Raw genomic sequence first — 25,172 nt, 5'->3', positions numbered from 1 at the left:
TGAAATCTTAACTTTTCTGACTGAGATTTTATAGTATAAATGTACTAAAATAAAAAACAGATTTCCGCCATTCGTTTACAATATTTGAACGCCAAATTGGGCGCTTGTGTAAAATTAATTTCCCTCCATGCCTTACGAACCCCTACACCACAAGTATCGCCCAAAGAGTTTTGCTGAACTGGTGGGGCAAGAGGCGATCGCTACCACCCTAACAAATGCTATCCGTACAGCTAAAATTGCGCCTGCTTATTTGTTTACCGGGCCAAGAGGTACGGGTAAAACATCTAGTGCCAGAATTTTAGCTAAATCGCTTAATTGTCTCAAAAGTGACAAGCCAACTCCTGAACCTTGCGGCTTGTGCGATGTTTGTCAGGGAATCACTAAAGGCTACTCTCTAGACGTAATTGAAATTGATGCTGCCAGTAATACTGGTGTTGATAATATCCGCGAACTGATAGAAAAAGCCCAGTTTGCCCCAGTGCAGTGTCGGTATAAAGTGTATGTGGTCGATGAATGTCATATGCTCAGTAATCAGGCATTCAATGCGTTACTTAAAACACTAGAAGAACCACCGAGACACGTAGTTTTTGTTTTAGCAACCACAGACCCGCAGCGAGTATTACCAACAATTATTTCTCGCTGTCAAAGGTTTGATTTTAGACGCATTCAACTAGAGGCGATGGTCAAGCATTTAACTGCGATCGCCATGAAAGAAAGCATTGATATTTCTGATGAAGCGATTACTTTAGTAGGCCAAATTGCCCAAGGCGGATTGCGGGATGCAGAAAGTTTACTTGACCAATTAGCCTTGTTGTCGGGGGAAGTAACGCCCGATAGAGTTTGGGATTTAGTCGGTTCAGTTAGTGAACGGGACTTGTTAGCATTATTGAGTGCGATCGTTCAAGATCATCCAGAAGCAGTTTTAGACTGTAGCCGCTACATTCTTGAGCGAGGCCGGGAACCACTGACAATTTTGCAAAATCTCGCCAACCTCTACCGCGACTTACTCATTGCCAAAACAGCACCTAATCGCCAAGATTTAGTAGTTTGTACCAGTCAAACTTGGATAGCCTTAGTTGATTTAGCGCAAAAGTTGCCCATAAGTACAATTTTGGCAGGACAGCAGCACCTCAGAACAGCAGAATTACAACTGAAAAACACCACCCAACCACGTTTGTGGTTAGAAGTAACATTGTTAGGATTGTTACCAAGCGCGAGTATTGCACCACCAACCGCAGTTGTTTCACCTCATCAGCCTGTACCGCAAAACAACAATCACACATCACCGCCGCCACAGTTACCAACAGAAAAAACAGCTCCTGCACCTGTTCCTCCGCAATCTGTTTCACCTCCGCCTATACCTACCCCCCGTGAGGAGAAGCAATCAGCCACTCCTGCACCAGTCCCCGCAGAAGTGACACCAGCTGCAACTGGAGAATTAGAAGTTAATGATATTTGGCAGCAAGTATTAAGCAATATTCAACAAATTCCCCGTCGAGCATTATTAGGGCAAATGTGCCATCTAATTGAGTTTGATGGTGCTACTGCGCGTGTCGGTGTGAAACCTGCATGGTACGACAAAGTTAAATCTGACGTAACTATGATTGCAGCAGCTTTTCAGCAGACTGTGAATCATAGTGTCGAAGTTAGTCTTGAAAAAGCGACTGTTGCAACTTCTACTGCTAAAAAAGAACCATCAGCCAATGGTGCTAATCGTGTTCAGCAACCACCTTCTGCTAATTACAATGCCCAAAAGCCATCAACACCGCAGCCAGTTACACCCTCACCTGTACCGCAACCAACAATTACACCAGCACCAGTAAAAACCGAAGCTCCCGCAAATAATAATGGCACTGTCAGGATAGAACCACCGCCACAACCGACTCAAAATTCTTCCGAAGAGTGGGACGAAGTAACCAGAGCCGCGCAACAGTTGGCACAATTTTTTGATGGGCAAATCATCCGTTTTGCTGACGATAGCTCAGATTTATCTGGTTCTATCACTGCTTCTGACTGGGTAGAAGAAGTTGAAGTCGATGATTAATAGCAGTGTAAACAGGTATGATAGCTGCTTTGGCTAACCAGGTTTGCGTGCTGCGAGAATCAAAAATAGCGGAATGCGCTTTCTTCGTTCATAAGTTTCCACATCTTGGAAATACTCGCGTTGCGGATGTGCCTCACGCAGATCCGTAATGATAAATCCAACTTCCTGGAGGAGATGAAAATAGTCTTCAACCGTGCGGTGATATTTTTGCACTGTGCCACCAAGCCAATTTGTAACTCGCAGTCCAGTTTTGAAATAGTTATCGACAATCCAATCTTGGCGGGATGTACCAGCCGTCCAGCCACCGTCAAACGAGGTAATTACAGGATGCTCAACTGAAAAAACAAACTGTCCTGACGGGGCGATCGCATCAAAAACTTTGGTAAAAATTGCGGCGATATCAGAGACATAATGCAAAGCCAGTCGTGAGATAACTAAATCAAACGCTAGATGTGGGTACGTCCAATTTTCAATAGTCTGCAAAATAATTTGACCAGAAGTGTTTGCCAGGGTTTGACGCGCAACGCTAGCCATCTTCTGTGAAGCTTCAATCCCAATGTAACTTGCCGCTCCCTGCTGGAGAACTTCGCGCCCAATGGCCGCATCACCGCACCCAAGATCCAGGATACGTTTGTCAGTGATGGGTTGAATGAGATTTATCAGCACTGGCTTTTCTAGCGTGTCATTGGGCGTGTCTACACCTTGACGACGTTGCATATAGTTTGCAAAAACTGCCTCATCATCAAAGAAGTTTGGGCCTGTCTTCTCCATATGAATGTATTAATTTCTGTTATTTTGTAACTTTACTTTTTTCTCATCCAGAAGCAAAAGGGCAAAAGAAATAGATTCCTTTGCCCTTTGCATTTTAATTTTCGCCTTACTATTCTTTACTGCCAGAATGTACAGTTTTTACCCATTTCAGGCGTTTTGGTCTGATAGACATCCGAGCAGTTGTGCTACTCATCACTACTAACCAGTGCAACATATATAATGTGCCGCGCAGAGTTTGTAGTAATAACACTGGATAGGTATAAACTGTGAATTTTTGCTCTTGACGTATCCGCCGCAGTCCGGCAAACATCCCCACAACAGACATAGATACTGATAGGGTAGTAACCGGGCCTAAAAGTGGCAGGCGATGCCTAGTAACTGCCATTAATAAATCTGGGACGGCAGCTGTTGGCAAGATGTACATGGTGATCATAAACATGAGCATATCCCAGGTTTTGCGGGTACCCATGCGATTTCTTAAAATCAGATCCCAGTAATCTAAGTAGCGTTGATAACCACCTTCAGCCCAACGGTTGCGCTGATGCCAAAGCGCGATCGCATTGGTTACGCCTTCTTCTTGAACTGCTGGGTAGAATACGCACTCAATGTCCCAGTTGTCCAAATGCAGGCGGAAGGTCAGATCTAGGTCATCGGTGATGGTTTCTTCATTCCATCCACCACAACTTTCTAAAGCTGTACGCCGGACGAATTGACCATTACCACGCAATTCGCCAAGTCCACCCAAAGCAATGCGCTGTTGCTGAAACCAAGTGTCCAGAGCCATTTCTGCCATCTGTCCCTTAGTCCAAAAATTTTCTTTGGCGTTGGCGATCGCTTTGCGTACTTGTACTGCGCCAACTTTTTCTCTTTGAAACAAAGGTACTATTTGGAGTAGCAAGTCTGATGGCACTTGAGCATCAGCATCAAACACTGCGACAATTTCGCCTTTGGCTTGTGGCAAAACCTGATTTAATGCTCCCGATTTACCACCACCAGCTTGTGGAGAACGTCTAAGAACTTTGAGTTTCTTGTATTCTTTTGCTAGTTCTGCCAGTATTTGCGGTGTTTTATCGGTACTGTTATCGTCAATTATCCAAACTTCGTACTGCCCATCTGGATATTCCAGACTGCAAAGACTTTTGACTAATTTACCAATTACTGCTTCCTCATTTTTGGCAGCTACCAACAAAGAGACAGAGGGTAATTCGCCCTGAATTTCTTTTTGATAGTGGCGAGGTCTAGCAAATATCACCACTAAGGCATGAAGTCCTAAGATTGTGGTCAATCCTAAAACAAAAATGTAAGCCCAAGAGGCTAAGTGTAGAGCGATTGTGCCACTCCAAACTATTGACAAAACTAGAGCGGCTTTACGTCTACGTCCTTGAAACCGGGATGGTTGAGACAAACGATTTGTCCCTACCAAAGAATCTTCTGTAGCTGATAGGTCAACCAACAGAGAGTCAAGCGGGTCAAGCTCTTTGTATGAATCGTTTTCAGGCCAGGAGTTCGCTGGCATAGGTTACTTGATGCAATACCAGTATTTTTCTACACCCATAAATAAGCTGAGAATTACTTAACGTCAAACCTAAACCGTGCTGTCTGTATTGAACTACCGCATCAGCGAATGGTAGCAATTTACCTACCTGTTGCTGCCTTTTGAGGGCAACTTGAGATTAAGCAAAGTAATCGCAAGATAGGCACAGCTTTTTGTTGTTAGACATTGCAGTAAGCGCATTTACTACCTAATACTAGGCTTTTTGGTCGCTACTGCCTCAGCTGTGATAAAAGCTAATGCAGCCTTATTGTAACTGAAATTTTAATATTTCTTAGTAGTAACTTTAGTTTCACTATCACAATGTCAAAACTAAAAAGACAAACAGTAAAGAAATACTTATTATTTTTTTACATTTAATTAAGATTTTCTAAACAATTTTTACTCTTGTTAGTCAAGAGGGTGTAGGGAAAAACGAAAATTTAACTTTCCTCACACCCAATACGGTTCGGATAAGCATTTTTAACTTGTAATCTGGTTTTGGGAAAAGGTTAAAGGGTAAGGGTTAAAGGTTTTTTTCCCTTTCCCCCTTCGCCTTTCCCCTTTAACCGAACCGTATTGCTCACACACCCTTACAGTCATTTCTTTGCCTTGCCAGTCTGTAGTGTGTACTACAAATTTTTTTTGGGAATACTATTGACAACTACTAATATCCCCAGTTTCAACCAACTTGAGGAATATTCAACAATGTCTATTGAGCAACTTCAACCTGCAACTCAGCAGCAAGCTAGCGTTTACTTGCCGTATGTTCAAGGTACAAAGCGTAATTTCTTGCCCTATGCCATTAGTCTCTATCAAAAAGGCATATTAGAGGGACACCGTAAAATAGAAGCTAGTGAAAATATTCCGTTTGTCGCTTCTTGGAATGTTGCCACCTTACCTTCAGACTTAACGCGTTGCCGAGTACAGTTTGATGGTAATTCTGAACTAAATTATGAAGTGATGATGGCCAGTTTTGAGTTTATTGTTTTTTTAATTGAATTAATGGACAACTATAAGCGTTATCGTGTAACAGACTTTTCACAATCTTTTTACCGAAAATTGCTCCGTATAGATGAATAAATTAATTGGCTAAAATTCTAGGGTGTAGGATAGCAAGGAAAATTTATTTACTTATAACCTACCCCAGAGAGCCATTATTTCAGTATTTCAGAATGACATAGTTCATAAATTTAGCATCAAGCTGAAAACAGTTAAATCATTAAATTAAATACTAGCAGTTAGTAATTTTATCGAAAAAATACTGTAAATAGAAGCTGATTTGTTAACAAAAAAAATGTTAATTCTAAAAAACTATGCTCACTAAGAGCGTAAGTCTTCTGCTGGAACAAACTAAAATTAGAAAACACCTAGCTGGGTTCTACTTCCTTTTGAAATTAGGAGTGCATGTGTGCCAAAATCTGCTAAACATTTGCTGATTGGATCAACCGAAACTAACAGTGGAAAATCTCTAACAGTTTTGGGTTTGTCTTATCAGCTACAGCAAAAAGGACTGGATATTGCCTACGGTAAACCACTGGGAACTTGCCTAAGAGCATCTGGTGGCACCATAGTTGAAGAAGATGTCCAGTTTATTGCTTCTAGCCTTAACCTAGCAGCAAACCGCATTGCGCCTACTATGCTGGCTTTAGATGAAGTCAGTGTGCAGAAACGTTTAAGCGGCGAAGATAATACTAATTATCGGCAGTCGCTAGTACAACAATATTTGCAAGTTCCTCGCGGAGATTTAGTCTTACTGGAGGGGCCAGGCAATTTAACAGCAGGAAATCTGTTTGATTTGTCGGCGTTGCAAGTAGCGGAAGTATTGGATGCGGCTGTGTTGTTAGTAACTCGCTATAACTCGCTACTGTCGATAGATGCTTTATTAGCAGCTAAAGAGCGTGTAGGCGATCGCTTGGTTGGTGTTGTCCTCAATGACATTCCTGTAAAAGAACTAGAAATGGTAGCAAATATTGTACGCCCATTTTTAGAACAGGAAGGTATTGCCGTACTGGGAATGCTGCCGAAAAATGATTTGCTGCGTAGCGTCAGCGTGGGTGAACTGGTAAAGCAGTTAAACGCCGAAGTTCTCTGTCGTAGCGATCGCTTAGATTTAATGGTAGAAAGTTTGGCAATTGGTGCAATGAACGTCAATGCGGCTGTCAAATATTTCCGCAAACGGCGTAACATGGCAGTAGTTACAGGAGGCGATCGTGTAGAAATTCAACAAGCAGCTTTAGAAACATCTACCCAATGCCTCATCCTCACAGGGCAACTACCACCCCCCCAATTCATACTCAGTCGCGCTGAAGAGTTAGAAATTCCCATTTTATCTGTGGATTTAGATACCCTAACGACCGTAGAAATTGTTGACCGCACTTTTGGCCAAGTACGCGTCCACGAACCGATTAAAGTACAGTGTATTCGACAATTGACCACTGAGCATTTCGACATTGAGCGTTTACTATCTAAACTGGGCTTAACTCCTGCGGCGGCCTTACCTTAGCTTCATAACTCAACAATTGAGAGCATCAATGCTCAGTCATCCGTTAAAAGATTTTGTTGCTAATCAGGGTACAGATAATTAGCTGCCATTTCTGAATGGCAGCTAATTATTATTTAGTTATTTTCTGCCGTTCCGTTGCCCATTAATAAGTGGCATATTTGCATATTTACTGTAAATAACAGCATATTTTCAGAAATTATAATAATGTCTGACTCAATGTGGCTTCGCACCTACACTCTGTTTGGTAGAATAGCTGGGTCGTTTAATTATAATTAATTCCATCTTTGAGCCAGTCAACAGACCTTATCAACCTCGATACATTAGCGCAAGAACTGGCGACAATCCAGCAAACTGGTTCTAAGCGAATTGCTTTGTTGGGTTCACGTCATGTCCCAATTACGCATCAAAGCCTGATTGAAATGATGACCTATGCCTTGGTTTTATCAGGAAATCGGATTATCACCTCTGGTGCAATCGGTACTAACTCTGCTGCCATTAAGGGAGCAATGCGCGCCGATCCCAATTTGCTGACAGTGATTCTTCCCCAAAGCTTGGAACGCCAACCTATAGAATCTCGCCAGCAGCTAGAACAGGTTATGCATCTGGTAGAAAATCCCAGCAATGATAATCTGTCTCTGGCTGAAGCTAGTTACATCTGTAACAAAGAGATAGTCTCTCGTTGTCAGCAGTTAATTTGCTTTGCATTTCATGACAGTCGTACTCTGCTACAAACTTGCGGAGATGCAGAAGAACAAAGAAAAGTAGTAACATTGTTCTACTTTGATTAGTCAACAGGAGCCAGTGCGTTGGGGAGACACTGCGTTGCGCGGGTTGCCCGCGTTGAAGCAAGTGTCGTCGGCTCTGCCGACTTGTGCGCGTAGCGTCTCCGATTAGGAGAAGCAACTGGCGTTCAATAGTCAATCAACGGTCAACAGTCAAAAAACTTACTGGCTATAGACTATGGACTAATGACTAATAAATATTTAATTAATGTAAATTCTTCTGTAGCGGCAGTAGCAGCTGTTCGTTAGACATCGCTTTTGTTATGTCTCTTTTGCTATACTCTATCTTCTATATTTTGAATATACTGCTTTTGCGTTAGTGAAGTTCCTCAGAACGGGGTTCGCTCATTTTTGGCATTGCTTCACTTGGCTGTGCAACTTTCATTTTCTTCGGCATCATTTAAGCAACCAGTTAAAAGCAGACAAGAGGAGAATGCCAATTACTAGATACCTTATTCACAATTCCAAATTCAACATTTTCTATGGCTTCTACTTACTCCTTTGACATTGTGAGCGACTTTGATCGACAAGAATTAGTTAACGCTGTTGATCAAGTTGTACGCGAAATTAGCAGTCGATATGACCTTAAAGATACTAAAACAACCGTCGAGTTAGGTGAACAAACTATTACTGTTAATACCGACAGTGAGTTTACCTTAGATTCTGTCCACAATATCCTGCGAGAAAAAGCTGCCAAGCGTAGTCTCTCTCAGAAAATTTTTGACTTTGGGAAAGTTGAATCTGCTAGCGGTAACAGAGTACGTCAAGAAATCACTCTCAAAAAAGGTATCAGTCAAGATATTGGCAAACAAATTTCTAAACTGATTCGGGACGAATTTAAAAAGGTGCAAGCATCAATTCAAGGTGATGCTGTGCGAGTTTCTGCCAAATCCAAAGATGAATTGCAAACTATCATCCAACGATTAAAGCAAGAAGACTACCCAGTAGCTTTGCAATTTACAAATTATCGTTAGAAAATCAGAAAATTTAGTTAACAAAATAGGATAGGTAATTTACCTGTCCTATTTTTTCCTAAGCTAAAGCTTGAGATATTTCAGAAATTATACCAACTTGAAAAAAGAATGTGAGAGCGTGAGCATAATAATTGCTATAAAATGAAACTTATCTGTAGCAAGGGGTTCAGTTTGACGCTAGGAAAATTGGCGGAAAAGCTTAAAGGTTATGTCTCTTATATTTTATTATTGAAGTAATATATATTTTACAAAGACCAGACGCACAAAATTATAGTAATTAATAAGTATAAAGAATCTGTTAAAATCATCGAGTGCCGCAACCATATAATAGTACGTTAGTTAACTAAAAAACCCATAAAAGATAGTAAAGTCTTTTTATTTTAAACAAATGAATTTTGAAGAACAACAAAGACCAACATGGGATGAGTATTTCCTTATGCTGGCTAAATTAGCAGCAACTCGTTCAACGTGTCTCGCTTTTCCAGTTGGTGCGGTGATTGTTAAAAACAAGCAAGTAGTGGCCACTGGTTACAATGGCTCTCCATCGGGTTCAGTTCATTGTACTGCTCAGGGGTATTGCTACCCTGGCTTAAGTAGCTGTGATGCCAGCAAAACCTTACCGTCCAGAGCTGTTCATGCAGAAGCCAATGCGATCGCACAAGCAGCCAAGTATGGAGTTGCAACTGATGGTGCTAAAATTTATGTCACATTAGAACCTTGTCTTTCTTGCTTAAAATTAATCATTTCTGCTGGTATTCGTGAAGTTATTTACGAAACATCTTTTAACAGTGGAAACAGTCTCTTTGTTAGAGATTCTTTTATCCAAGAAGGTTTAATTACACTTAAACAAATACAAGTTTCTGAATATATAGCTGAAAAAGCAGGCTCTTTTCTATTAAATTTGACCTCTATTTCCAAATTAGACCCAATTCAATCAAATCATAGAGGTAATGAAGACAAAGGTTAAGCATAAATTATTAACTACATTCTTGATTTTATTTAACTTAAAAAGATTAGCAAATTAAGTTAAGTATAAAAAAAATTAGGTTACGAGCCTGACGAACCAAATCCCTTTTCGCCTCTCAGCGTATTACTTAGTTCTTCTTCTTCTTCAATAACTGCATAAATAACTGGTGCAATAACCATTTGAGCAATTTTCATATTTTTCAAAACTTGAAAGGTTTCTTTTCCATGATTGATTAAAATTACTCCAATTTCTCCTCTATATCCTGCATCTATTGTTCCAGGAGTGTTAAGTACAGTTATTTTATACTTTAAAGCTAATCCGCTTCTTGGTCTGATTTGAGCTTCAGTACCTATAGGTAGCTCTACTGCAATGCCAGTATGTATCAACCTACTTTCTTGAGGAGGAATTTCTTGTTCTTCTATAGAAAACAAATCTAATCCAGCATCTCCGGGGTGTTCATATCTGGGTGTAGTTGCTGACTTATTTAATTTTAATATTTTGATTGTGACTTGTTTTTCCACTGTGACTTTACCCATAACTTTGCCGCCCCTGGAAGCATTACTTTGCCGCCAACCACATTATAACTTTCATTTTTTTATCCTAGTTCAGGAATTAGTATCACTGTTAAATAGATCAGTTAAAACGCATCTAAATTGGTAAAGCATTCCATGCTGTCGAAGCCGTTTACATCATTGATGAAAAGGACATCTGCAATCAGTATATGAATAGAAGTGATCGTTAGTTAGAGGTCTATCTTTCAACCGTAATACTTCTCTAAGAAATTTATTAACTGGAGAGTTGGGACAGGGTTACTCATTGGGTTTGCTCTTATTACTTTAAGCTTTCCCATTGTACTCATAGCATTTGCCAATCTTCAGCTAGCTCTTGCAGTTGCATTCACAATCATTACTGCTGGAGGTGTAGAAAATAGTATAGGTCTAATTTTCCTTAGTTTCTCTACAGTCTTGGGAAAGATCCTGCTTTTGGTTATGGATCTGTGACTACTATTATTTGGTTGCAAAGCGATACAAGTTTAATTAAAAACTAACCGCTCTCTTACCTTAAGCGATCACATAAAAATAAAAAGCACAAATGTCTTCTCATAAATTAGAGTCAATGTATCTGGCGACAGGTATACCTTTATTTGGACAAGAATTCTTTAATGTCTCTGGAACCATAACTTTTCCGTGACTGGAAGCATAATATTTCCGTAAGTAATACTGTAACCCAGATTGTTACGTTGGGCGATCGCAACCCAAATTATCATATTGGAAGCATAATATTTCCGAAAGTCCAAATTGGAAGCATAAGCTTTCCGAAAGACATTGTTAATTTTTATAAAGACAATAGGGAATCATATCATGTCCGGCTAATCACTGGTAATTTGATACATCTGTGCAGAAACGGCAAAACCCTCTCCCCTGCTCCCTTGCCCCTCTGCTCCCCTGCGGTCTCTTTCACCGGACACGATATCACTCGCCTATGGTGAGACTTTGCCTATAGCCTCTTGCGAATAATTTGGATTGAATGGCTTACCCTCTCTCTAGCATTTAAAAGCATTAGTTAAAGTATTGGGTTTGATGCCGGATGCGATCGCCACAAGTTGAGCTTGCTCACTTCAAAAATTACAAACATTACAAAAAATCATAATGAATACTAGTTTGCTCAAGATGTGTCTCCATAACTTTTAAAAAATTTTTTGGTTATCTACCTGACGATACAAAGAATTTAGCAGTAGAAGTATTAATCAGCAATTTAGGCTTATAGTACCTAGATATTTCTTAATGGCATTGATACTTTAATTATTACAAATCCGGTAATCTCCGTACTACTGTCTCGATTTTATTAGGCTCTGCAATCCTAGAAATGGTTACATCCCGAATAGGACGCTCATCGTTACTGGGATGAAGCCCATTGTCTCGCATCTGTTGATCAGTCCACAACAGATCAAACCCACGTTCGATTAAAACTCCTATTTGATCTGTAATCAAGTATCTAGCATGAGGCATCTCTTGCTCACGCCCATACTCTTCTTTGAGTTTCAATGTAAAAGGAAAGCTATATATTCGTTGCATATCAGCTTCAAACTGGCGTAGCAAATTCTTGATATCAGTTATTTGTTGATTAGATAAATATCTAGTATCTAGACCGCTATACACCTCAAAAATTCGTCCAGACCGAGAGGAGGATTCTTGTAGAAAAATATCAAAAACCCATTCGAGGGTATTTTTATAGTGTTGTGGGATAAAGTCCTTTGTTGCTCGTCCAATCATTCGGTCATAGATTTTAATATGTTTAGCATCCCTGAACAAAGGGATTAATATTTTTTCTTCAAATTTTTCTTGATTCCATTCTCTATTATTTAATGTTAGTGGCGAAATTTGCCTTCTCTGTTGAAAAAATCTGGATATTGAGTATTCAGCAGTATCAATCGGTCGAATTGGTAAACTTTGGTTTTTAACACACTGACAACAATCTTCAGTTGTAAAAATAGCATTGGGTAAACAAGTTAAGGCAATACCAATACACTTTTGACAATAGTCAATATTGCAATATGAACATACTGTATATTCTTTTGGTGCTACGACTAAACGATTTTTATTTCTCAGTTCCTTTATTAATTCTTTTGCTGGTTTTCTAAATTTAACTGGCCATTGTTCTATAGCGTCAATAATTGCTTGCGATATAGATTTATCACTATCTAAAAGAACCACACAATTTTCTGTCAAATCATATAGCAATTGAATATTTGTATTACAAAATGATTTTTGTGCTGAAACATCTTCAGGCACTCCATTGAATATAGTGGGTGAAACAATAGTTCTAAAAAGCATATCAAGAAAATATTTCTCTAAAATCATCTTCAAAAAATCCGTCCGGCCACTCATCAATAAAGTCGCCTTCCTCGTCTAGTCTTAACTCTAGGCATTGTGAACCTTCGGAGTCACAATCTACATAAATCACTGAAACATCTTCCGGACTTAAATTTCCTTCACGAATTAATTTCTGTAGCCTGAGCATAAGATGCTCACTGTGCGTCTCTAAAATAAATCTATTGTTATATGGAGGTTTAATACTCTCGGCAAATACAGAACCTAGTTCAGCCTGGAGTCTAGGATGTAAATGAATCTCCGGTTGTTCAATAGCAACCAAAGCATCAGATAAACCATAGCAGGAAACCAAAATAGGAATAACTTGACTTATACCTATTCCTACGTCGCGGTGACTTACTGGTGTTTTAGTTCTCTTGTCAATTAGAACTAAATCTGAAATATGATCGCCTCCTGAAGTCATTTCCTGCACCCAAGTTTCTGAGAGACTTTCGACATCAGTCATCATAGAAACAATTTGTTCAATTTCGGGAAGAGAACTTTTAGCATTATTTAAGTCGATACCTGTAGTTTCCAAGTCAGCTTTTAGTCGTTCAATTTCTTCTTGGATGTCACTCCCGAATCCTGCTGCGTGGAAAATCAACTTGGCTGTTATGTCTTGTAAGGTTTTGGCAATGCGAGAGTAAAGTTCATCCTCTAAGTGTGAATCTGGTAATAAAGTACGCACTTTTAACTCATAAGGAGTTTTCATTCTGTTGCTATCCCCTAACCAAGCGTTTACCTTTTGACGTACTTCAGAATTATTTAATAAAACATCCCAAGCATAACCACCACCAGCCTGCCAATTGGCATCTTGCTGTTGAGAAAAGGCAAAATGCCGAGGTGGATAAGTGCGGAATGGCCCCAGGTATCGTATTTTTTCTAACTCAGTCTCTACTGTTTGGGCAATCGCGCTGACTAGATCATTTAGTCGATAAGGTATAAACAGGCGCATCACATCAGCTAAAGTATCCTGTCTATGTTGGGCATTTCCAGGTGTGATATGCTCAAAAATTCCTTGCTGTGAAGACTCAGCTTGAATATTGATTGGTAGCAAGCGGGAAACTTGTGCTGTAATCTCTGGTACAAGAAAATTGATTACCTGCTCTATTTGTTCCTGATCTTGGGCAGTTATTTTTAAGTTGAATGTGTTTGCTTCAATAATCGCTTCTATCAACAGACTAACTATTCGATGCTTGTGATCAAGCCGATCTAACTGAAGCTTACCTTTGCGGCGGGAACTCATATTAAGCACCCTTTCACCATCAGCTTCTAAAAAGAACGATCGCACTTTTATCCCTCCATTTCCTGAAGAGTGCATCCCAATACCTACACCCACAGTTAATTTTTTGATTGGTTCTAATAAACTGCCAAGTCCCTTATCTGATAAGTTAATGTTGCTGGGGTCAAGGTCTATCGCCCACTCTACAAGGCGAGTGCGATCTCGTTTATGAACATATTGCCCGAAACCTCCCAAATCAACTGAATCACCCCCCGCTTCTGTGCGATAAACATCTAGCTCACCTTCGTTTGTAATGGCGTGATGCGCCAGCAACAGGCTGTGAAGTACACTCGATTTACCCGAACTATTAGCACCATAAATCAACGTGAGGGGACGAATGGGAATGTATTGAGTATCAGCAAATGCTTTAAAATTACTGATACGGAAACCAGTTATTGGTGAATTGGCTTTGTTTTTATCTGATGAATCTGTTTTCCGGGGAGGAGAATTTTTTTTAGGCATACTAGTATATTAATGACACATTTTAGACATTTATTCTATAAGTGTCATCCGTGTATTCTGAGGTCAGTCTTTTTATAACAGAGAAAGCTGCTGAGGATCTGTGTTATCCCTCAAATTGAGGGCTTTTGCTTGTTCTTCCATTTCTGCAAGCAGTTCTTTCATGTGTGCTTCCCGCCATTTGGCTGTGAGTTCGCCAGAAAAAGCACGATAGAGTAGGCATTGAAATAGATTATTTAATTTAGCTTGAGATTCAATTTGCTTTGCATTTAATCTTCTTATTTCTGCCATACGAAGGGTATATTCATTTTGAAGAGCGAATGGTGGCAATGGAATTTTTAATAACTTTAAAATGGTAGTGTTCATGAATGAATAAGCTCCATCATCAGCACTTGCACGCAATTGATTAACTAGTGATGGAAAGTATGAGAGAAGAGATGTAAAATATTCAGGAAAAATATATTCTTTATCTAAACTAAGACGAATTAGATTTGTACTAATAATAGAATGTGAGTGTTGTGGTCGGGCTACACACATACGTCCAACAGTTCCGGCACGCGAAATTATAATATCTCCAGGTTCTACTGAATAACTTTTAAGTTCTTCATATTTCGTTGGAGTTATAAATAATGAACCTGATTCAACAAACTGGTTCGGCTTTATGTTGTCAATTCCCCAAACTGGTATACCATTATCAACATATTCGTGTTTTTTAAGTGCGCTTCCGAAGGGGCCACATTTAGTCCCTGGTCGTTCTCTTGAAAATAGCTTTTCGACTAATACAACATCCCACCCTATCGGATTTGTTGAAGGATCGCCAAACATTTTGATGAATAGCGCAGGCAAAATGCGCTCTGCTTTTGCATCAGCCTCAGCCCGCATTCTTCGCAGTGTATTAGCTTGCTCTAAAATTTCGACTATACGGCGTTGTTCAGAAACTGGGGGAAGGGGAACTTGCAAGTTCTTAATCTGCCCAAGACTAAGATTTGATATAGTTAAAGTAACCTGAGCACCATAAATTTGTGACTGGGCTTGCTTAGTCTTGAGCCAATATAACAAAAATTTTTTATCAATATACCTAGCTATTCTAATAATTGCAACTGCTTGGTTACAGTTCATTTGTGGTGATTTAGCAGAAACAATAGCTGCCCGTCCAATTGTCCCTGCAATTGATAGCAATACATCACCAGGATAAATTCTGGAACGAGATAAAACTTCATCTGTTTCTTGATCAATAAAAAGCGTATTTTTATCTAAAATAATTTCATCTCCTTGAAGGTTCTCTGCACGTAAAAATGGGATACCAGAAGATACATAACCTCTTTTAAGAGTGCGAGGAGTAGTTCCTTTTGTGATTACTTCACAAAGTTCACCAAGTTTAATTAACGACCACTTCATGAAACTGCCTCCACATCCAGAAGCAGCTTTTCTAACCCAGAGGCAATTTCTCGCTCAATTTCCAACACTTCTCTAATCAACTCAACTGGATCATCATCAGAAACAGCCTCAGTTACCTGTGGCTTATAACGTCCAGCAGCTAAATTGTAATCATTTTCGGCAATAGTCTCCAAAGATGCCCACCAGCATCGGGGTTCCTCACTTCCTGGCTTCAACAACTCCCCCTTTTCAAAACCTGGGGGTTGCATAAAACCCGACTCCCGATAAACCTTCCACTGCTTTAATAAATTGGGAATATCATTTAGTTCTGGCGTTTCCGGTCTACTCCCGCCGGAAATCTTATCAGGATCGTAACCATCATTTTTAACTTCATAGAACCAAACTTGATTGACCTGACGCACCGCAGACTCTAAAGGATTGCGAATTACTAGCACCGCCGTCTTTACCCCCGTGTATGGCTTAAACACCCCCGCAGGTAAAGAAACCACCGCCAATAAATCAAATTCTGTCACCAGTTTTTTACGCAAATCCACATGAGCGCCAGTAGAACCAAATAGTAACCCTTCTGGTACAACCACCGCACACTTTCCACCAGCTACCAAAGACTTCATAATTGCAGCCAAAAACAGCAATTCACTTTTTTTGGAATTTGTTGGTAAATCCGCACGGATAGAATCTTTAGGTAACGTTCCCGCAAAAGGGGGATTATCAAACATCACCTTATAGCGACGGCGCAAATCATCTTCTGTCAGTCCCCCCATATCAGACAATACATTGGCTACTTTCAGCTTGGCGTTGCGAATTCCATGCAGCACCAAGTTCATCATCGAAATTCGCATCATCTGGCGGGAGACATCAAAGCCATAAATCGATTCTTCCAACAATTTCCAGTCAGGTAATCTATCCCCATTTCCTTTGCGATAAGTCTGGAGATTGGGGATTTGCTGTTTTGCTTCAGCCAAAGTTAACCCCCGTTTTTCCAGCCAATCCTCCCCATAAATCGGCACTTCTATGGGATTTTCGCTGTATTTAGCCAAAATATACTCAATACTATCAATCAAAAATCCTGCTGTTCCACAAGCTAAATCACAGATAGTATCCCCCAAATCAGGGTCAACCATCTCTACCATAAACGCCCTTATTTGTCGGGGAGTGCGGAATTGACCATTAAGCGCAGATTGACCTAAATGGGTTAACAGGTACTCAAAAATATCACCTTTGACATCCTGACCCATTTTGAGGAAATCCAAGGTATCGAGTTCATCAACTACCAACTTGAGAACATTAGGGTCATTAATTTCTAAAACCGCATCCCGGAAATACTCTGCTACTTTTGGCTCATCTTTCAGCAAAGAATTTGCCATGTAGGGGAAAACTTCATCCCGCAGAAAGTCCCGCAAATCAGTACCACTTTTGAAACGCCATTTTGACCAGCGATAACGTTCTGCTTGCTGGGGAAATAGTAATTTAGCATTACCATTATTACCCGTCAGACGGGCGCGTAACTCACGATTTGCTTCCTCTTCATCCAACAGCTTCAGGTATATCAGGTAAGAAATTTGCTCAATGTAGGTGACAGGATTTGTTACCCCACCAGCCCACAAAGTATCAGTAATATGCTTGAGTTTGCGACGAATTTCTTGATCCATATTGTTCTCTTAACCCTCTGTACCTGTAGCATCCACCGTAAACACAGAACGGTTTAATTCATCAAAAATATCCCGCAATCCCTGCTCACCAAACAGTTCTATACCTAAACCAGCAGCATTCAGAACTGAGAGGGGTGGCAAGAATAAATCATCTATGGTTAGCTGACCTTTGGCAATACCCCGATTTTTCAACAAAGAAAGATACTGAGCTTGGGCTGGTGCGAAAGAGTGAGAAACCAACCAAGCTCTAAAGTTTTCTTCCAGTAATTCTTCGTGACTTTTAATCTTTAATGTTCCCAATGCTGCCCGAATAAAATCAATCAAGCTGCCATTATAATTGCGGTACGCTCGCCGCAGGTTTTCTTCATTAAAGTAGTATCGCGGTGTATTCAAACGCCGCACCAGTTCCGTTTCTTCGGTTTCCGTCAACAATTCTCCATCCCGGATTTTCTGGAGTGTTGGATCGTTATTCACAGCAGATTGAATAGTTTGCTCCCAATTCGTGACATAATCACGCTTATCAACCCGCTCCCCTTCTGTACCTACTTCTACATAACTGACATATTGCTGCCATCTATCCCTAAGTCCTAATTCAATTAATTCTGACCGAGGACGGGATTGTTGCTGGTTGCTTCTAATTGATACATGACCTCGACCAGTTTCAGCATAAATATCAGTATCGCTGTCATTAAAATATTGGTGATTTCCGAAGAAATCATAAATAACAAACTTGCGTTTATCAATATGTGGCGCAGTCCTTGTCCCCCGTCCACGAATCTGTTGATAAAGAATTGGACTCCGCACTGTTCGACACATAACTAAATGCAAAACTTCCCGGCAATCAAAACCAGTATTGAGCATATCAACACTGACTGCAACTTGTGGGTAATCCTCATATTTGAACTGGCGAATTAAATCATCAGCATTAGCAACATCACTTGTAATTACTTCAGCGTAACGCCCCTTACATTCTGGATGTAACTCGTTAAGATATCTGGTTAACCGCGCCGCATGATTTTTTGTCAAAGCAAATACTATTGATTTACCAGGCCCAATCTTTTGTCCTGGTGCTAATTTTTGGTAATTTTCCCAAGCCAGCCTGTCAAATTCCTGCATCATTAGGCGGTTACTCGCCTCATTAGTCCACTTGCGTTCAAAAGCTGCTGGGTCATAATAAACCTCATCAACTTCAGCACCTTCAGCAATAATTTCAGTTATGCCAGTAGCAAACCGATAGGGAACAAGATATTTTTGTTCAAATGCTGTTTGAATAGAGTAAGTAAAATCTGGCTGCTCATTTCGGCAGTTGTAAAAATCAAAAGTATTACGTTCAATGTAAGCTGCTGGCGTAGCAGTTAAACCAATATGAAACGCATCAAAATGAGTAAGTGCAGTCTGCCAAACACCATAAATCGAACGGTGACATTCATCAGCCACAACAACATCAAAATAGCCGCTAGTAAACTCTCGATAACGGCTAATCATTGTTTGGAGTAAGCAAACTGTAATTTGCTGCTCCTGGCGAATCACACTCGGCTTTAGCCAGTAGCTACCATACTGATTTAAAACATCTTGAATTGCTTCTAATGCCTGTTTTGCTAATTGCTCTCTATCCACTAAAAACAGGATTTTTTCTGCATATCCCGATTGAATCAAGCGTTTTAATTGCAGGCAAATTAAATCAGTTTTACCTGTTCCAGTTGGCAGTTCGAGTAAAAATCGCCGTTTGCCCAATTCAACCGCATGGTCAATGGCTTGCATCGTTTCCCTTTGATAGGAACGAACTAAGCGAGTTTCACCCTGTCGAGTGTAATACTCAGGAATTTCAATAGTAGCTAGGGGTTGACGGGTTGAGCGCATTTCCAGCAATCGCTCTAAATCTCGCCGTGAGAAAAAAGAATTAACAATCCGGGCATCATCGTTTTGATAGTCCCAGAAATAAATCAGTTCGCCATTACTGAGGAAAATAAACGGTGCTTCCAGCTTCCGAGCATAGGGAAGTGCTTGATTCTTAGCAACATAAGGCTCAATCGCACGCTTCTTAGCTTCAATCACAGCCAAGGGACGACCTCTTTGGTCAAGCAGTACATAATCGGCTCTACCTCTCCTACCATCTGCCATTTGAGCCGAAACCTCAGTCATTACCTGAGATTTATCAGCCGGGTTCCATCCAGCTTGGCGGAGAAGGTCATCAATATTAATACGTGCGTCTGTTTCTTTGCTAAAATCGCTCATCAACTCACTCCTGTCTTACCAAAGTTAGCACGAAGCCCCCAAAGTCGATGCTATTTTCCCTTTTTCCCTAAAAACTTAACTAATTCTCAACTTCACCACCAATCTTGCAATTTCTGGCATTCAATCCTTGTATTCTTCATGCTCTACATGAATGTTGTAATTAATAAACAATGCTGGAATAGATAAGCTTAGTGCATTTGCCAGCTTTTCAATGGTTTCCAGCGAAGGATTTAGCTCACCTCTTTCCAGGTTGGAAATATAAGTACGATGAAGCCCAGCCTGTTCTGCAAGCTGTTCTTGTGATAAATCCAGTTCACGCCTACGCCGCCTGACCGCTTTGCCAAAGCGTTGTTTGATGTCTAGTTCATTATTTTCACTCACTGCACAATCTTCAGAAAGTGCAGGAAACTTGTCTATAGATTATAAGTAAACTTTTGTAGTGTATAAATAACATAAGAGAGTAATGAGTAAAAAAATTTATGCCTGAGATACCCCTCTCAATACCGCCCATAGCTTTGCTAGAGGGAATTCCTCAAGTCTTACCCCAACAAAGATTTCAACTTGGTGAATGGGTGCAATGGTTCCAAGTACCCAACGGCGACTTTGGTCGCATTATTGGCGTTATTTACACTCACCAAGCAAGTTGCATTGCCACTGGCTTACACTACTTAGTTCTTTTAGATGAACTTAGCCCTTCCCATGAACTTTGCTCCTGCGACTTCGCTTTTGAGGAAGACATCGAACCCCTAGACCAGTCATCCTTGGAACGACTTAGAGGCAATTATGCCTGAAGCTCAACATCAGCAGTTACTAGAACTGCACAATCAAATGTTCATGTCCCCCCAAGACTTTAGCTACCGTTGGGGATTAGGTTATGAAGAACTAGCCAAAATCTGTTCCATCTCAAAATCCACCACCTATCACTGGTTAGGTGGACAAGCTAGCCGCCGCGCTGCTGGATTACCTTATCAGAGAATTATGGCTGTCGCTGATTTTTTACTCGCCAACGCTGAGGTCATTCAACCTTTATTGGAGGGGTGGCATCATTCTCAACGGTCAAATTAATCGCTGCGTTTTTGCAAATTGACAAAACTTTTGTTCATCTGCTTGACCGAGATAAAAAGCAGGTAGTAGGGTGCTTGTTATAGTCACCAGCTACCAACAGTTCCATGAACCATGCCACTCAGGACTCTTACTATCAGCCCTCTAGTATTGAAATTACAGAAACCCATGTCCTGATTTATCGCATGGCAATACCCCTCACCAATGCCATCAGCTACCTCAAACAATTTCCCCAGACAGAATATGAAGAGATTTGTTTTGATGCTTTGGAGTTGGGATTTCTGTGCTTGCAAACCACTCAAGCTCGGCAGAGTAACGAAGTAGTTAAACAGCAGATGGAATTACTGTTGGTGGAGTTTCAGCAAGCAGTCCAAGTCATTGCTGAGTCCTTTCAGCAAGAGTTAGTCAATCAAATTAGTACAGATAACGGAAAATTACTAGCCCCACTGCAAAACCAAATTCACTACACTGCTGCGATTCTCACAGAGAAACTCAACAACGTCAGCATCTTGCTGACACAGGATATAGACCCAGCTAGAGAAACTTCTGTTGTCGGTCGCTTTCTTCAAACGTTACGTAATCTGTTAGATGCCAAACGCTCAGATTCTATTCAAGGTGCATTCAAAGCAGCGTTGGCAAATGTCACTAAAGAAAACGGTACTTTGGCTGTGGCGGTGAGAAATGTTGTGGCTGAGTCTATCAAGCCCCTAGCTGAACAAGTTGAAAAACTGACCAGAGAAATCCGTGACCAACAGGTGGCAAAACAGACACTTCAACAGACCACAGCAAAAGGTATTAGCTATGAAGAGTTAGTTGTTGCGGAATTACAGAATTGGTCAAAGACTAATGGCATAGAGGTAGAGCATATTGGTAGTGATGGGGATACTGGCGATATTCTTGTGAAACTGACCAGCAAATCCTTGGCAGCAATAGAATTGTCAATTGTAATTGAAGCAAGAAACAGACCGTCAAAGCCTTTTGGTCGCCAAGCAATTGCTCAACACCTACAGCAAGCAATGCTGCGACGTTCTGCAAATGCGGCAATTTTTTTGAGTTATTCGCGTGAGGGATTAGGGCAGGAAATTGGTGACTGGGCTGAGGGTGTAACTGAAGGTGGTTACTGGATTGCGACAACACACCCATTTCTGATAATTGCAATTCGATTTCTAGTCATTCAACAACGAGTGAATCAATTGCGTACTTTTCATTCAAAAATAGATGTGAGTGTTGTTCAACAACAGCTTCAGCAAATTCGCACGGCTTTGGGACGCATCAGGACTATCAAAAAATCTTTGACAGAAATTGGGAAGGGTGTGACTTTAATTCAAGCTGAGGCTGATGCGCTGAGTGCAGATATCCAATCAGCGATTAAATCTATTGAGCAAGCCCTAAATGTTCTTTCAACTACAGGCTAGTTTGAGACATGGCAATGCCAGTTAGTGAGTAATCTTTTTAATCGCTATTAAATACTATTAGCAATAATCACATCAATTAAGAATAGAATTAGCATATAAACATGAATCAAGATAAAGTTTTGCAATATTGTATATATATTTTTTAAACATCTGAAATATATACCCGTATCATTTTAACAGTAAATAATACCGGAGAAAAGCTTGGTATTTATTATTGGTGATTTTTCAAAAAAAATCAGCAATTTTTCTCTATACAGATGAAGCATATATTTATTTAATAATTTTTAAATACAAACTTAAGGAGCAATAGTCAATTTGGACTTTGAAATGAATCATTGTCAAAAAAACTTTTATATAGACCATATTTAGATTTACTAAATAGGTCTATATGATGAATTTAGCTATCCAATTTAAATTATTGGATACAGATTTATGCTGCTATAGAAAAGTTAAGGTTTTCAGCCAGCATAGTATATTCTGTTTGCTAATGAGAATGACTCAATGCTTACTAATGAAGAGTTTAATCAATGGTGTTATAGCTTGAATTTATCTGAACAAGCTCAAAAACTTGTAGAACAAATTCGTTCGTCACCACCATCACGTCGTGTAGGAGGCGGTAAAAGGAGTGTTTCTGGTCGCTATCCTAGCCGAAAGATGGGAGTAACTATACAATTTGAATCTCATAAGGTTGAACTTCCTTTTATTTACCAGCTAGAACAGGATGAGGAAGTTTTAGAATACTATGACCAACCACCTTCTATCAAAATTAGTTATCAATCGGAAAAAGGACGTAATTTAGGTTTTTATATAACTCCAGACTTTTTCGTAATTCGTACAAAAACAGCAGGTTGGGTAGAATGCAAAACCGAATCTAAATTGCAAGAACTTGCTGAAAAAAGCCCTAATCGCTATTTTCTTGGAGAAGATAATCAATGGCATACACCACCGGGAGAAAGTTACGCCGAACAATTCGGTTTTTTCTTCCAACTGTGGTCAGATGCGGAAATCAATTGGATTTTATTTCGCAACATTGAGTTTTTAAGGGACTACTATCATGCTTGATACTTGTCCAGTAAAAGAATCAGCACAAAATACAGTTTTGGCTTTAACTTCTAGCCAACCAGGGATTACTCTAGCTGAGTTAATTCATCATGCACATGGAGTTAGCCCTGATGACATTTACTTTATGATTGTTCATCAATTAATTTATGTTGATTTGACATCTGCACCTTTAGTTGAACCTCAACGATGTCTTGTCTTTCGCGATCAATCAACAGCTAGAGCTTATACCTTATGTGGGGAATCAAAATCCAATCTTGATACTATCAATTCACCAGTAATAGATATTGTGTCTGGCACACAAGTTTCTTATGATGGGAAAATTTTAACTATTGTTTTAGTTGGAAATAATTTCCTTCTACTGCATACAGAAAACAACGAGCCAATTGAACTAGAATGGGCTACATTTGATAACTTTGTGCAATTAGGGAAAATAAGTAGTATTAAAAGTGAATACAAAAACGAACTTGCTCCAGAGATACAAGAATTATTAAAAAAAGCAAGTGAACAAGATTTAAAAGAGGCTAACCATAGATTTTTAAAAATCAAGCCTTATTTGGATGGACAGTCAATTCGAGCAAATACAGAGCAAGAACGCTCTTTAAGAAATTGGCTCAATAAATATCACAATGCTCAACAGAAATATGGGTTTGGATATCTTGGGCTTATACATTTTACAAATAAAAAAGGTAATCGTACCCGTAAGTTAAATGAATATTCTATCCAAACAATAGAAAAATTTATTACATCAAACTATGAAACCAAGAAACAACAGCCAAAGCAAGCAGTTTATAATCTATTTGCTAACTACTGTGCAAAAGAAGGAATTCCTGACGACCAGATACCTAGTTATAAAACTTTTATCAATGAAATTAAGCGGCGTTCAGGTTACGAACAGACTCAAAAACGTGAAGGTTCCCGTGCTGCTTATCAACTAGAGCCTTGGTACTGGGAATTAGAATTTACCACTCCTCGTCATGGCGATTTCCCTTTCCATATTGGACATATCGACCATACTGAATTAGATATTGACCTCAGATGTTCTCGTACAGGTAAAGTTCTGGGACGGGCTTGGGTAACATTTTTAGTTGATGCTTTTACTAGACGTATTTTGGCAGTGTACGTCACCTATGATCCACCTTCATACCGTAGTTGCATGATGGTGTTACGGATTTGTGCCAAGCGATATGGAAGAATACCTCAAATTATCATTACAGATAATGGAAAAGAATTTCACAGCACTTATTTCGAGACTCTTCTAGCTTTATGTGAATGCACGCTAAAGCATCGCCCAGCAAATAGTTCAAGGTTTAGCGCAGTCTGTGAACGCTTGTTTGGAACAACCAATACTCAATTTCTCTATAGTTTGCAAGGTAATACCCAAATTAAAAAGAAAGTCAGGCTGATGACTAAATCTGTAAATCCTGAAGAATTATCTTTATGGTCACTTGGTCTTTTATATTTGTATCTTTGCGAGTGGATTTATGAAATCTACGACACTACCGAACACTCAGCATTGGAAGGGCAAAGCCCACGAGATGCATATTTAGCAGGAATTACCCAATTTGGCAGCCGTGACCACAAAAGAATACCTTATGACGAAACTTTTCGTCTTATTACTTTGCCGACGACAAAACAAGGAAAAGCTAAAGTTCAACCTAATAAAGGAGTGAAAATTAACTATAAATATTATTGGTCTAAGGCCTTCCAAGATCCTAATGTAGTCAATACAAAAGTAAGCATTCGTTATGAACCTTTTAACGCGGGGATTGCTTATGCCTACGTTAAAGGGAATTGGGTTGAGTGTGTTAGTGAATATTATTCTCTTTTTCAAGGACGTTCTGAAAAAGAGATTGAGCTAGCTAGTGCTGAGTTAAAAAAGCGTCATAAAAACCATGCCAGTAACTACAAAATTAGAGCCAAGCATTTGGGAGAATTTCTCGCTAGTGCAGAGGCTGAGGAAGTATTACTAAAGCAACAATTGTGTGATGAACAAAATAAAGAAGTATTTCGTGTAATTGAAGGTAGTCTGCCGAATCTTTTCCCGTATAAAGAATTGCAGGAAAGTAAGAGAGCTATTACTCATGATAGCGAGGAAATTCCGATTGAGTCAGTATTTACTCAACCAGTTGATATAAGCAAACTTACACTCTATAAGAAATATTAAT

General features: G+C 39.8%; 20 protein-coding genes. 11 read left to right on the top strand and 9 right to left on the bottom strand.

Annotated elements, in window-relative coordinates:
• The first annotated feature begins 127 nt into the window (after positions 1-127).
• Positions 128-2,044, top strand: a complete 1,917-nt coding sequence (locus H6G76_RS09570) for a DNA polymerase III subunit gamma/tau (RefSeq protein ID WP_190698957.1) — start codon at positions 128-130, stop codon at positions 2,042-2,044.
• A 33-nt stretch (positions 2,045-2,077) separates the two neighbouring features.
• Here the strand turns inward: H6G76_RS09570 and H6G76_RS09565 are convergent, their stop codons facing one another.
• Both H6G76_RS09565 and H6G76_RS09560 read right to left on the bottom strand, forming a co-directional pair.
• Complete coding sequence (locus tag H6G76_RS09565; protein ID WP_190698955.1) at positions 2,078-2,815, bottom strand: class I SAM-dependent methyltransferase; 738 nt, start codon at positions 2,813-2,815, stop codon at positions 2,078-2,080.
• A 109-nt stretch (positions 2,816-2,924) separates the two neighbouring features.
• Positions 2,925-4,331 carry a glycosyltransferase family 2 protein gene (locus H6G76_RS09560; protein WP_190698952.1) on the bottom strand — a complete coding sequence of 469 codons (1,407 nt, stop codon included), beginning with the start codon at positions 4,329-4,331 and terminating at the stop codon, positions 2,925-2,927.
• Positions 4,332-5,054: 723 nt separating this feature from the next.
• Between H6G76_RS09560 and ebsA the strand changes: the two genes are divergently transcribed.
• From ebsA to H6G76_RS09535, 5 genes are all read left to right on the top strand, one after another.
• The gene (gene ebsA, locus H6G76_RS09555) at positions 5,055-5,429 is read left to right on the top strand and encodes a type IV pilus biogenesis protein EbsA (protein WP_190698950.1); all 375 of its coding nucleotides are present in this window, start codon (positions 5,055-5,057) and stop codon (positions 5,427-5,429) included.
• 328 nt (positions 5,430-5,757) lie between these two features.
• A complete protein-coding gene (locus H6G76_RS09550) occupies positions 5,758-6,852 on the top strand; it encodes a DRTGG domain-containing protein (RefSeq protein ID WP_190698947.1) in 1,095 nt (364 codons plus the stop codon).
• Between the two features lie 284 nt (positions 6,853-7,136).
• Entirely contained in the window at positions 7,137-7,640 is a 504-nt protein-coding gene (locus H6G76_RS09545; protein ID WP_190698944.1) for a DNA recombination-mediator protein A, read from the top strand.
• Positions 7,641-8,116: 476 nt separating this feature from the next.
• A complete protein-coding gene (locus tag H6G76_RS09540; RefSeq protein ID WP_190698940.1) occupies positions 8,117-8,608 on the top strand; it encodes a YajQ family cyclic di-GMP-binding protein in 492 nt (163 codons plus the stop codon).
• Between the two features lie 388 nt (positions 8,609-8,996).
• Positions 8,997-9,575 carry a dCMP deaminase family protein gene (locus tag H6G76_RS09535; RefSeq protein ID WP_190698937.1) on the top strand — a complete coding sequence of 193 codons (579 nt, stop codon included), beginning with the start codon at positions 8,997-8,999 and terminating at the stop codon, positions 9,573-9,575.
• An 80-nt stretch (positions 9,576-9,655) separates the two neighbouring features.
• On the opposite strand, the gene dut is transcribed toward H6G76_RS09535, so the two are convergent.
• The 7 genes from dut to H6G76_RS09500 all read right to left on the bottom strand — a co-directional run bounded on the left by dut (position 9,656) and on the right by H6G76_RS09500 (position 19,849).
• Positions 9,656-10,111, bottom strand: coding sequence for a dUTP diphosphatase (gene dut / locus H6G76_RS09530; RefSeq protein WP_190698934.1), 456 nt, complete (start codon positions 10,109-10,111; stop codon positions 9,656-9,658).
• Between the two features lie 1,269 nt (positions 10,112-11,380).
• Positions 11,381-12,436: a hypothetical protein gene (locus tag H6G76_RS09525; RefSeq protein WP_190698931.1), complete on the bottom strand. Its 1,056-nt coding sequence runs from the start codon at positions 12,434-12,436 to the stop codon at positions 11,381-11,383.
• Positions 12,411-14,189, bottom strand: a complete 1,779-nt coding sequence (locus tag H6G76_RS09520; protein ID WP_190698928.1) for a DUF3696 domain-containing protein — start codon at positions 14,187-14,189, stop codon at positions 12,411-12,413. Before H6G76_RS09520 ends, H6G76_RS09525 begins: the two co-directional genes overlap by 26 nt.
• Positions 14,190-14,261: 72 nt before the next feature.
• The gene (locus H6G76_RS09515; protein WP_190698925.1) at positions 14,262-15,584 is read right to left on the bottom strand and encodes a restriction endonuclease subunit S; all 1,323 of its coding nucleotides are present in this window, start codon (positions 15,582-15,584) and stop codon (positions 14,262-14,264) included.
• Positions 15,581-17,233 carry a class I SAM-dependent DNA methyltransferase gene (locus tag H6G76_RS09510; protein WP_190698922.1) on the bottom strand — a complete coding sequence of 551 codons (1,653 nt, stop codon included), beginning with the start codon at positions 17,231-17,233 and terminating at the stop codon, positions 15,581-15,583. Before H6G76_RS09510 ends, H6G76_RS09515 begins: the two co-directional genes overlap by 4 nt.
• A 9-nt stretch (positions 17,234-17,242) precedes the next feature.
• Positions 17,243-19,468 (bottom strand): type I restriction endonuclease subunit R, encoded by a 2,226-nt coding sequence (locus H6G76_RS09505; RefSeq protein WP_190698918.1) that lies wholly within the window; start codon positions 19,466-19,468, stop codon positions 17,243-17,245.
• A 120-nt stretch (positions 19,469-19,588) separates the two neighbouring features.
• Positions 19,589-19,849, bottom strand: a complete 261-nt coding sequence (locus tag H6G76_RS09500; protein ID WP_190698916.1) for a helix-turn-helix domain-containing protein — start codon at positions 19,847-19,849, stop codon at positions 19,589-19,591.
• Between the two features lie 98 nt (positions 19,850-19,947).
• Here H6G76_RS09500 and H6G76_RS09495 point away from each other — a divergent pair, with 98 nt between their 5' ends.
• The 5 genes from H6G76_RS09495 to H6G76_RS09480 all read left to right on the top strand — a co-directional run bounded on the left by H6G76_RS09495 (position 19,948) and on the right by H6G76_RS09480 (position 25,171).
• Positions 19,948-20,259, top strand: coding sequence for a hypothetical protein (locus tag H6G76_RS09495; RefSeq protein ID WP_199337310.1), 312 nt, complete (start codon positions 19,948-19,950; stop codon positions 20,257-20,259).
• Entirely contained in the window at positions 20,252-20,533 is a 282-nt protein-coding gene (locus tag H6G76_RS09490) for a helix-turn-helix domain-containing protein (protein WP_190698914.1), read from the top strand. The genes H6G76_RS09495 and H6G76_RS09490 overlap by 8 nt, the downstream gene beginning before the upstream one ends.
• Before the next feature lie 104 nt (positions 20,534-20,637).
• Positions 20,638-21,945, top strand: coding sequence for a hypothetical protein (locus H6G76_RS09485; protein ID WP_190698912.1), 1,308 nt, complete (start codon positions 20,638-20,640; stop codon positions 21,943-21,945).
• A 501-nt stretch (positions 21,946-22,446) separates the two neighbouring features.
• Positions 22,447-23,007 carry a heteromeric transposase endonuclease subunit TnsA gene (locus H6G76_RS36935; protein ID WP_242056358.1) on the top strand — a complete coding sequence of 187 codons (561 nt, stop codon included), beginning with the start codon at positions 22,447-22,449 and terminating at the stop codon, positions 23,005-23,007.
• Positions 23,000-25,171, top strand: a complete 2,172-nt coding sequence (locus tag H6G76_RS09480; protein ID WP_242056357.1) for a DDE-type integrase/transposase/recombinase — start codon at positions 23,000-23,002, stop codon at positions 25,169-25,171. Before H6G76_RS36935 ends, H6G76_RS09480 begins: the two co-directional genes overlap by 8 nt.
• The last annotated feature ends 1 nt before the right edge of the window (position 25,172 follow it).

This window comes from Nostoc sp. FACHB-152 (assembly GCF_014697475.1).
Taxonomy (GTDB): domain Bacteria; phylum Cyanobacteriota; class Cyanobacteriia; order Cyanobacteriales; family Nostocaceae; genus Nostoc_B.
The sequence above is the reverse complement of the archived record's forward strand: the minus strand, read 5'-3'. Positions and strand labels throughout refer to the sequence as shown.

Excerpts from the sequence above, each read along its gene's own strand:
- H6G76_RS09570 (WP_190698957.1), top strand. The coding sequence starts at position 128 with ATGCCTTACGAACCCCTACACCACAAGTATCGCCCAAAGAGTTTTGCT.
- H6G76_RS09565 (WP_190698955.1), bottom strand. The coding sequence starts at position 2,815 with ATGGAGAAGACAGGCCCAAACTTCTTTGATGATGAGGCAGTTTTTGCA.
- H6G76_RS09560 (WP_190698952.1), bottom strand. The coding sequence starts at position 4,331 with ATGCCAGCGAACTCCTGGCCTGAAAACGATTCATACAAAGAGCTTGAC.
- ebsA (WP_190698950.1), top strand. The coding sequence starts at position 5,055 with ATGTCTATTGAGCAACTTCAACCTGCAACTCAGCAGCAAGCTAGCGTT.
- H6G76_RS09540 (WP_190698940.1), top strand. The coding sequence starts at position 8,117 with ATGGCTTCTACTTACTCCTTTGACATTGTGAGCGACTTTGATCGACAA.
- H6G76_RS09535 (WP_190698937.1), top strand. The coding sequence starts at position 8,997 with ATGAATTTTGAAGAACAACAAAGACCAACATGGGATGAGTATTTCCTT.
- dut (WP_190698934.1), bottom strand. The coding sequence starts at position 10,111 with ATGGGTAAAGTCACAGTGGAAAAACAAGTCACAATCAAAATATTAAAA.
- H6G76_RS09525 (WP_190698931.1), bottom strand. The coding sequence starts at position 12,436 with ATGATTTTAGAGAAATATTTTCTTGATATGCTTTTTAGAACTATTGTT.
- H6G76_RS09520 (WP_190698928.1), bottom strand. The coding sequence starts at position 14,189 with ATGCCTAAAAAAAATTCTCCTCCCCGGAAAACAGATTCATCAGATAAA.
- H6G76_RS09515 (WP_190698925.1), bottom strand. The coding sequence starts at position 15,584 with ATGAAGTGGTCGTTAATTAAACTTGGTGAACTTTGTGAAGTAATCACA.
- H6G76_RS09510 (WP_190698922.1), bottom strand. The coding sequence starts at position 17,233 with ATGGATCAAGAAATTCGTCGCAAACTCAAGCATATTACTGATACTTTG.
- H6G76_RS09505 (WP_190698918.1), bottom strand. The coding sequence starts at position 19,468 with ATGAGCGATTTTAGCAAAGAAACAGACGCACGTATTAATATTGATGAC.
- H6G76_RS09495 (WP_199337310.1), top strand. The coding sequence starts at position 19,948 with ATGCCTGAGATACCCCTCTCAATACCGCCCATAGCTTTGCTAGAGGGA.
- H6G76_RS09490 (WP_190698914.1), top strand. The coding sequence starts at position 20,252 with ATGCCTGAAGCTCAACATCAGCAGTTACTAGAACTGCACAATCAAATG.
- H6G76_RS09485 (WP_190698912.1), top strand. The coding sequence starts at position 20,638 with ATGAACCATGCCACTCAGGACTCTTACTATCAGCCCTCTAGTATTGAA.
- H6G76_RS36935 (WP_242056358.1), top strand. The coding sequence starts at position 22,447 with ATGCTTACTAATGAAGAGTTTAATCAATGGTGTTATAGCTTGAATTTA.
- H6G76_RS09480 (WP_242056357.1), top strand. The coding sequence starts at position 23,000 with ATGCTTGATACTTGTCCAGTAAAAGAATCAGCACAAAATACAGTTTTG.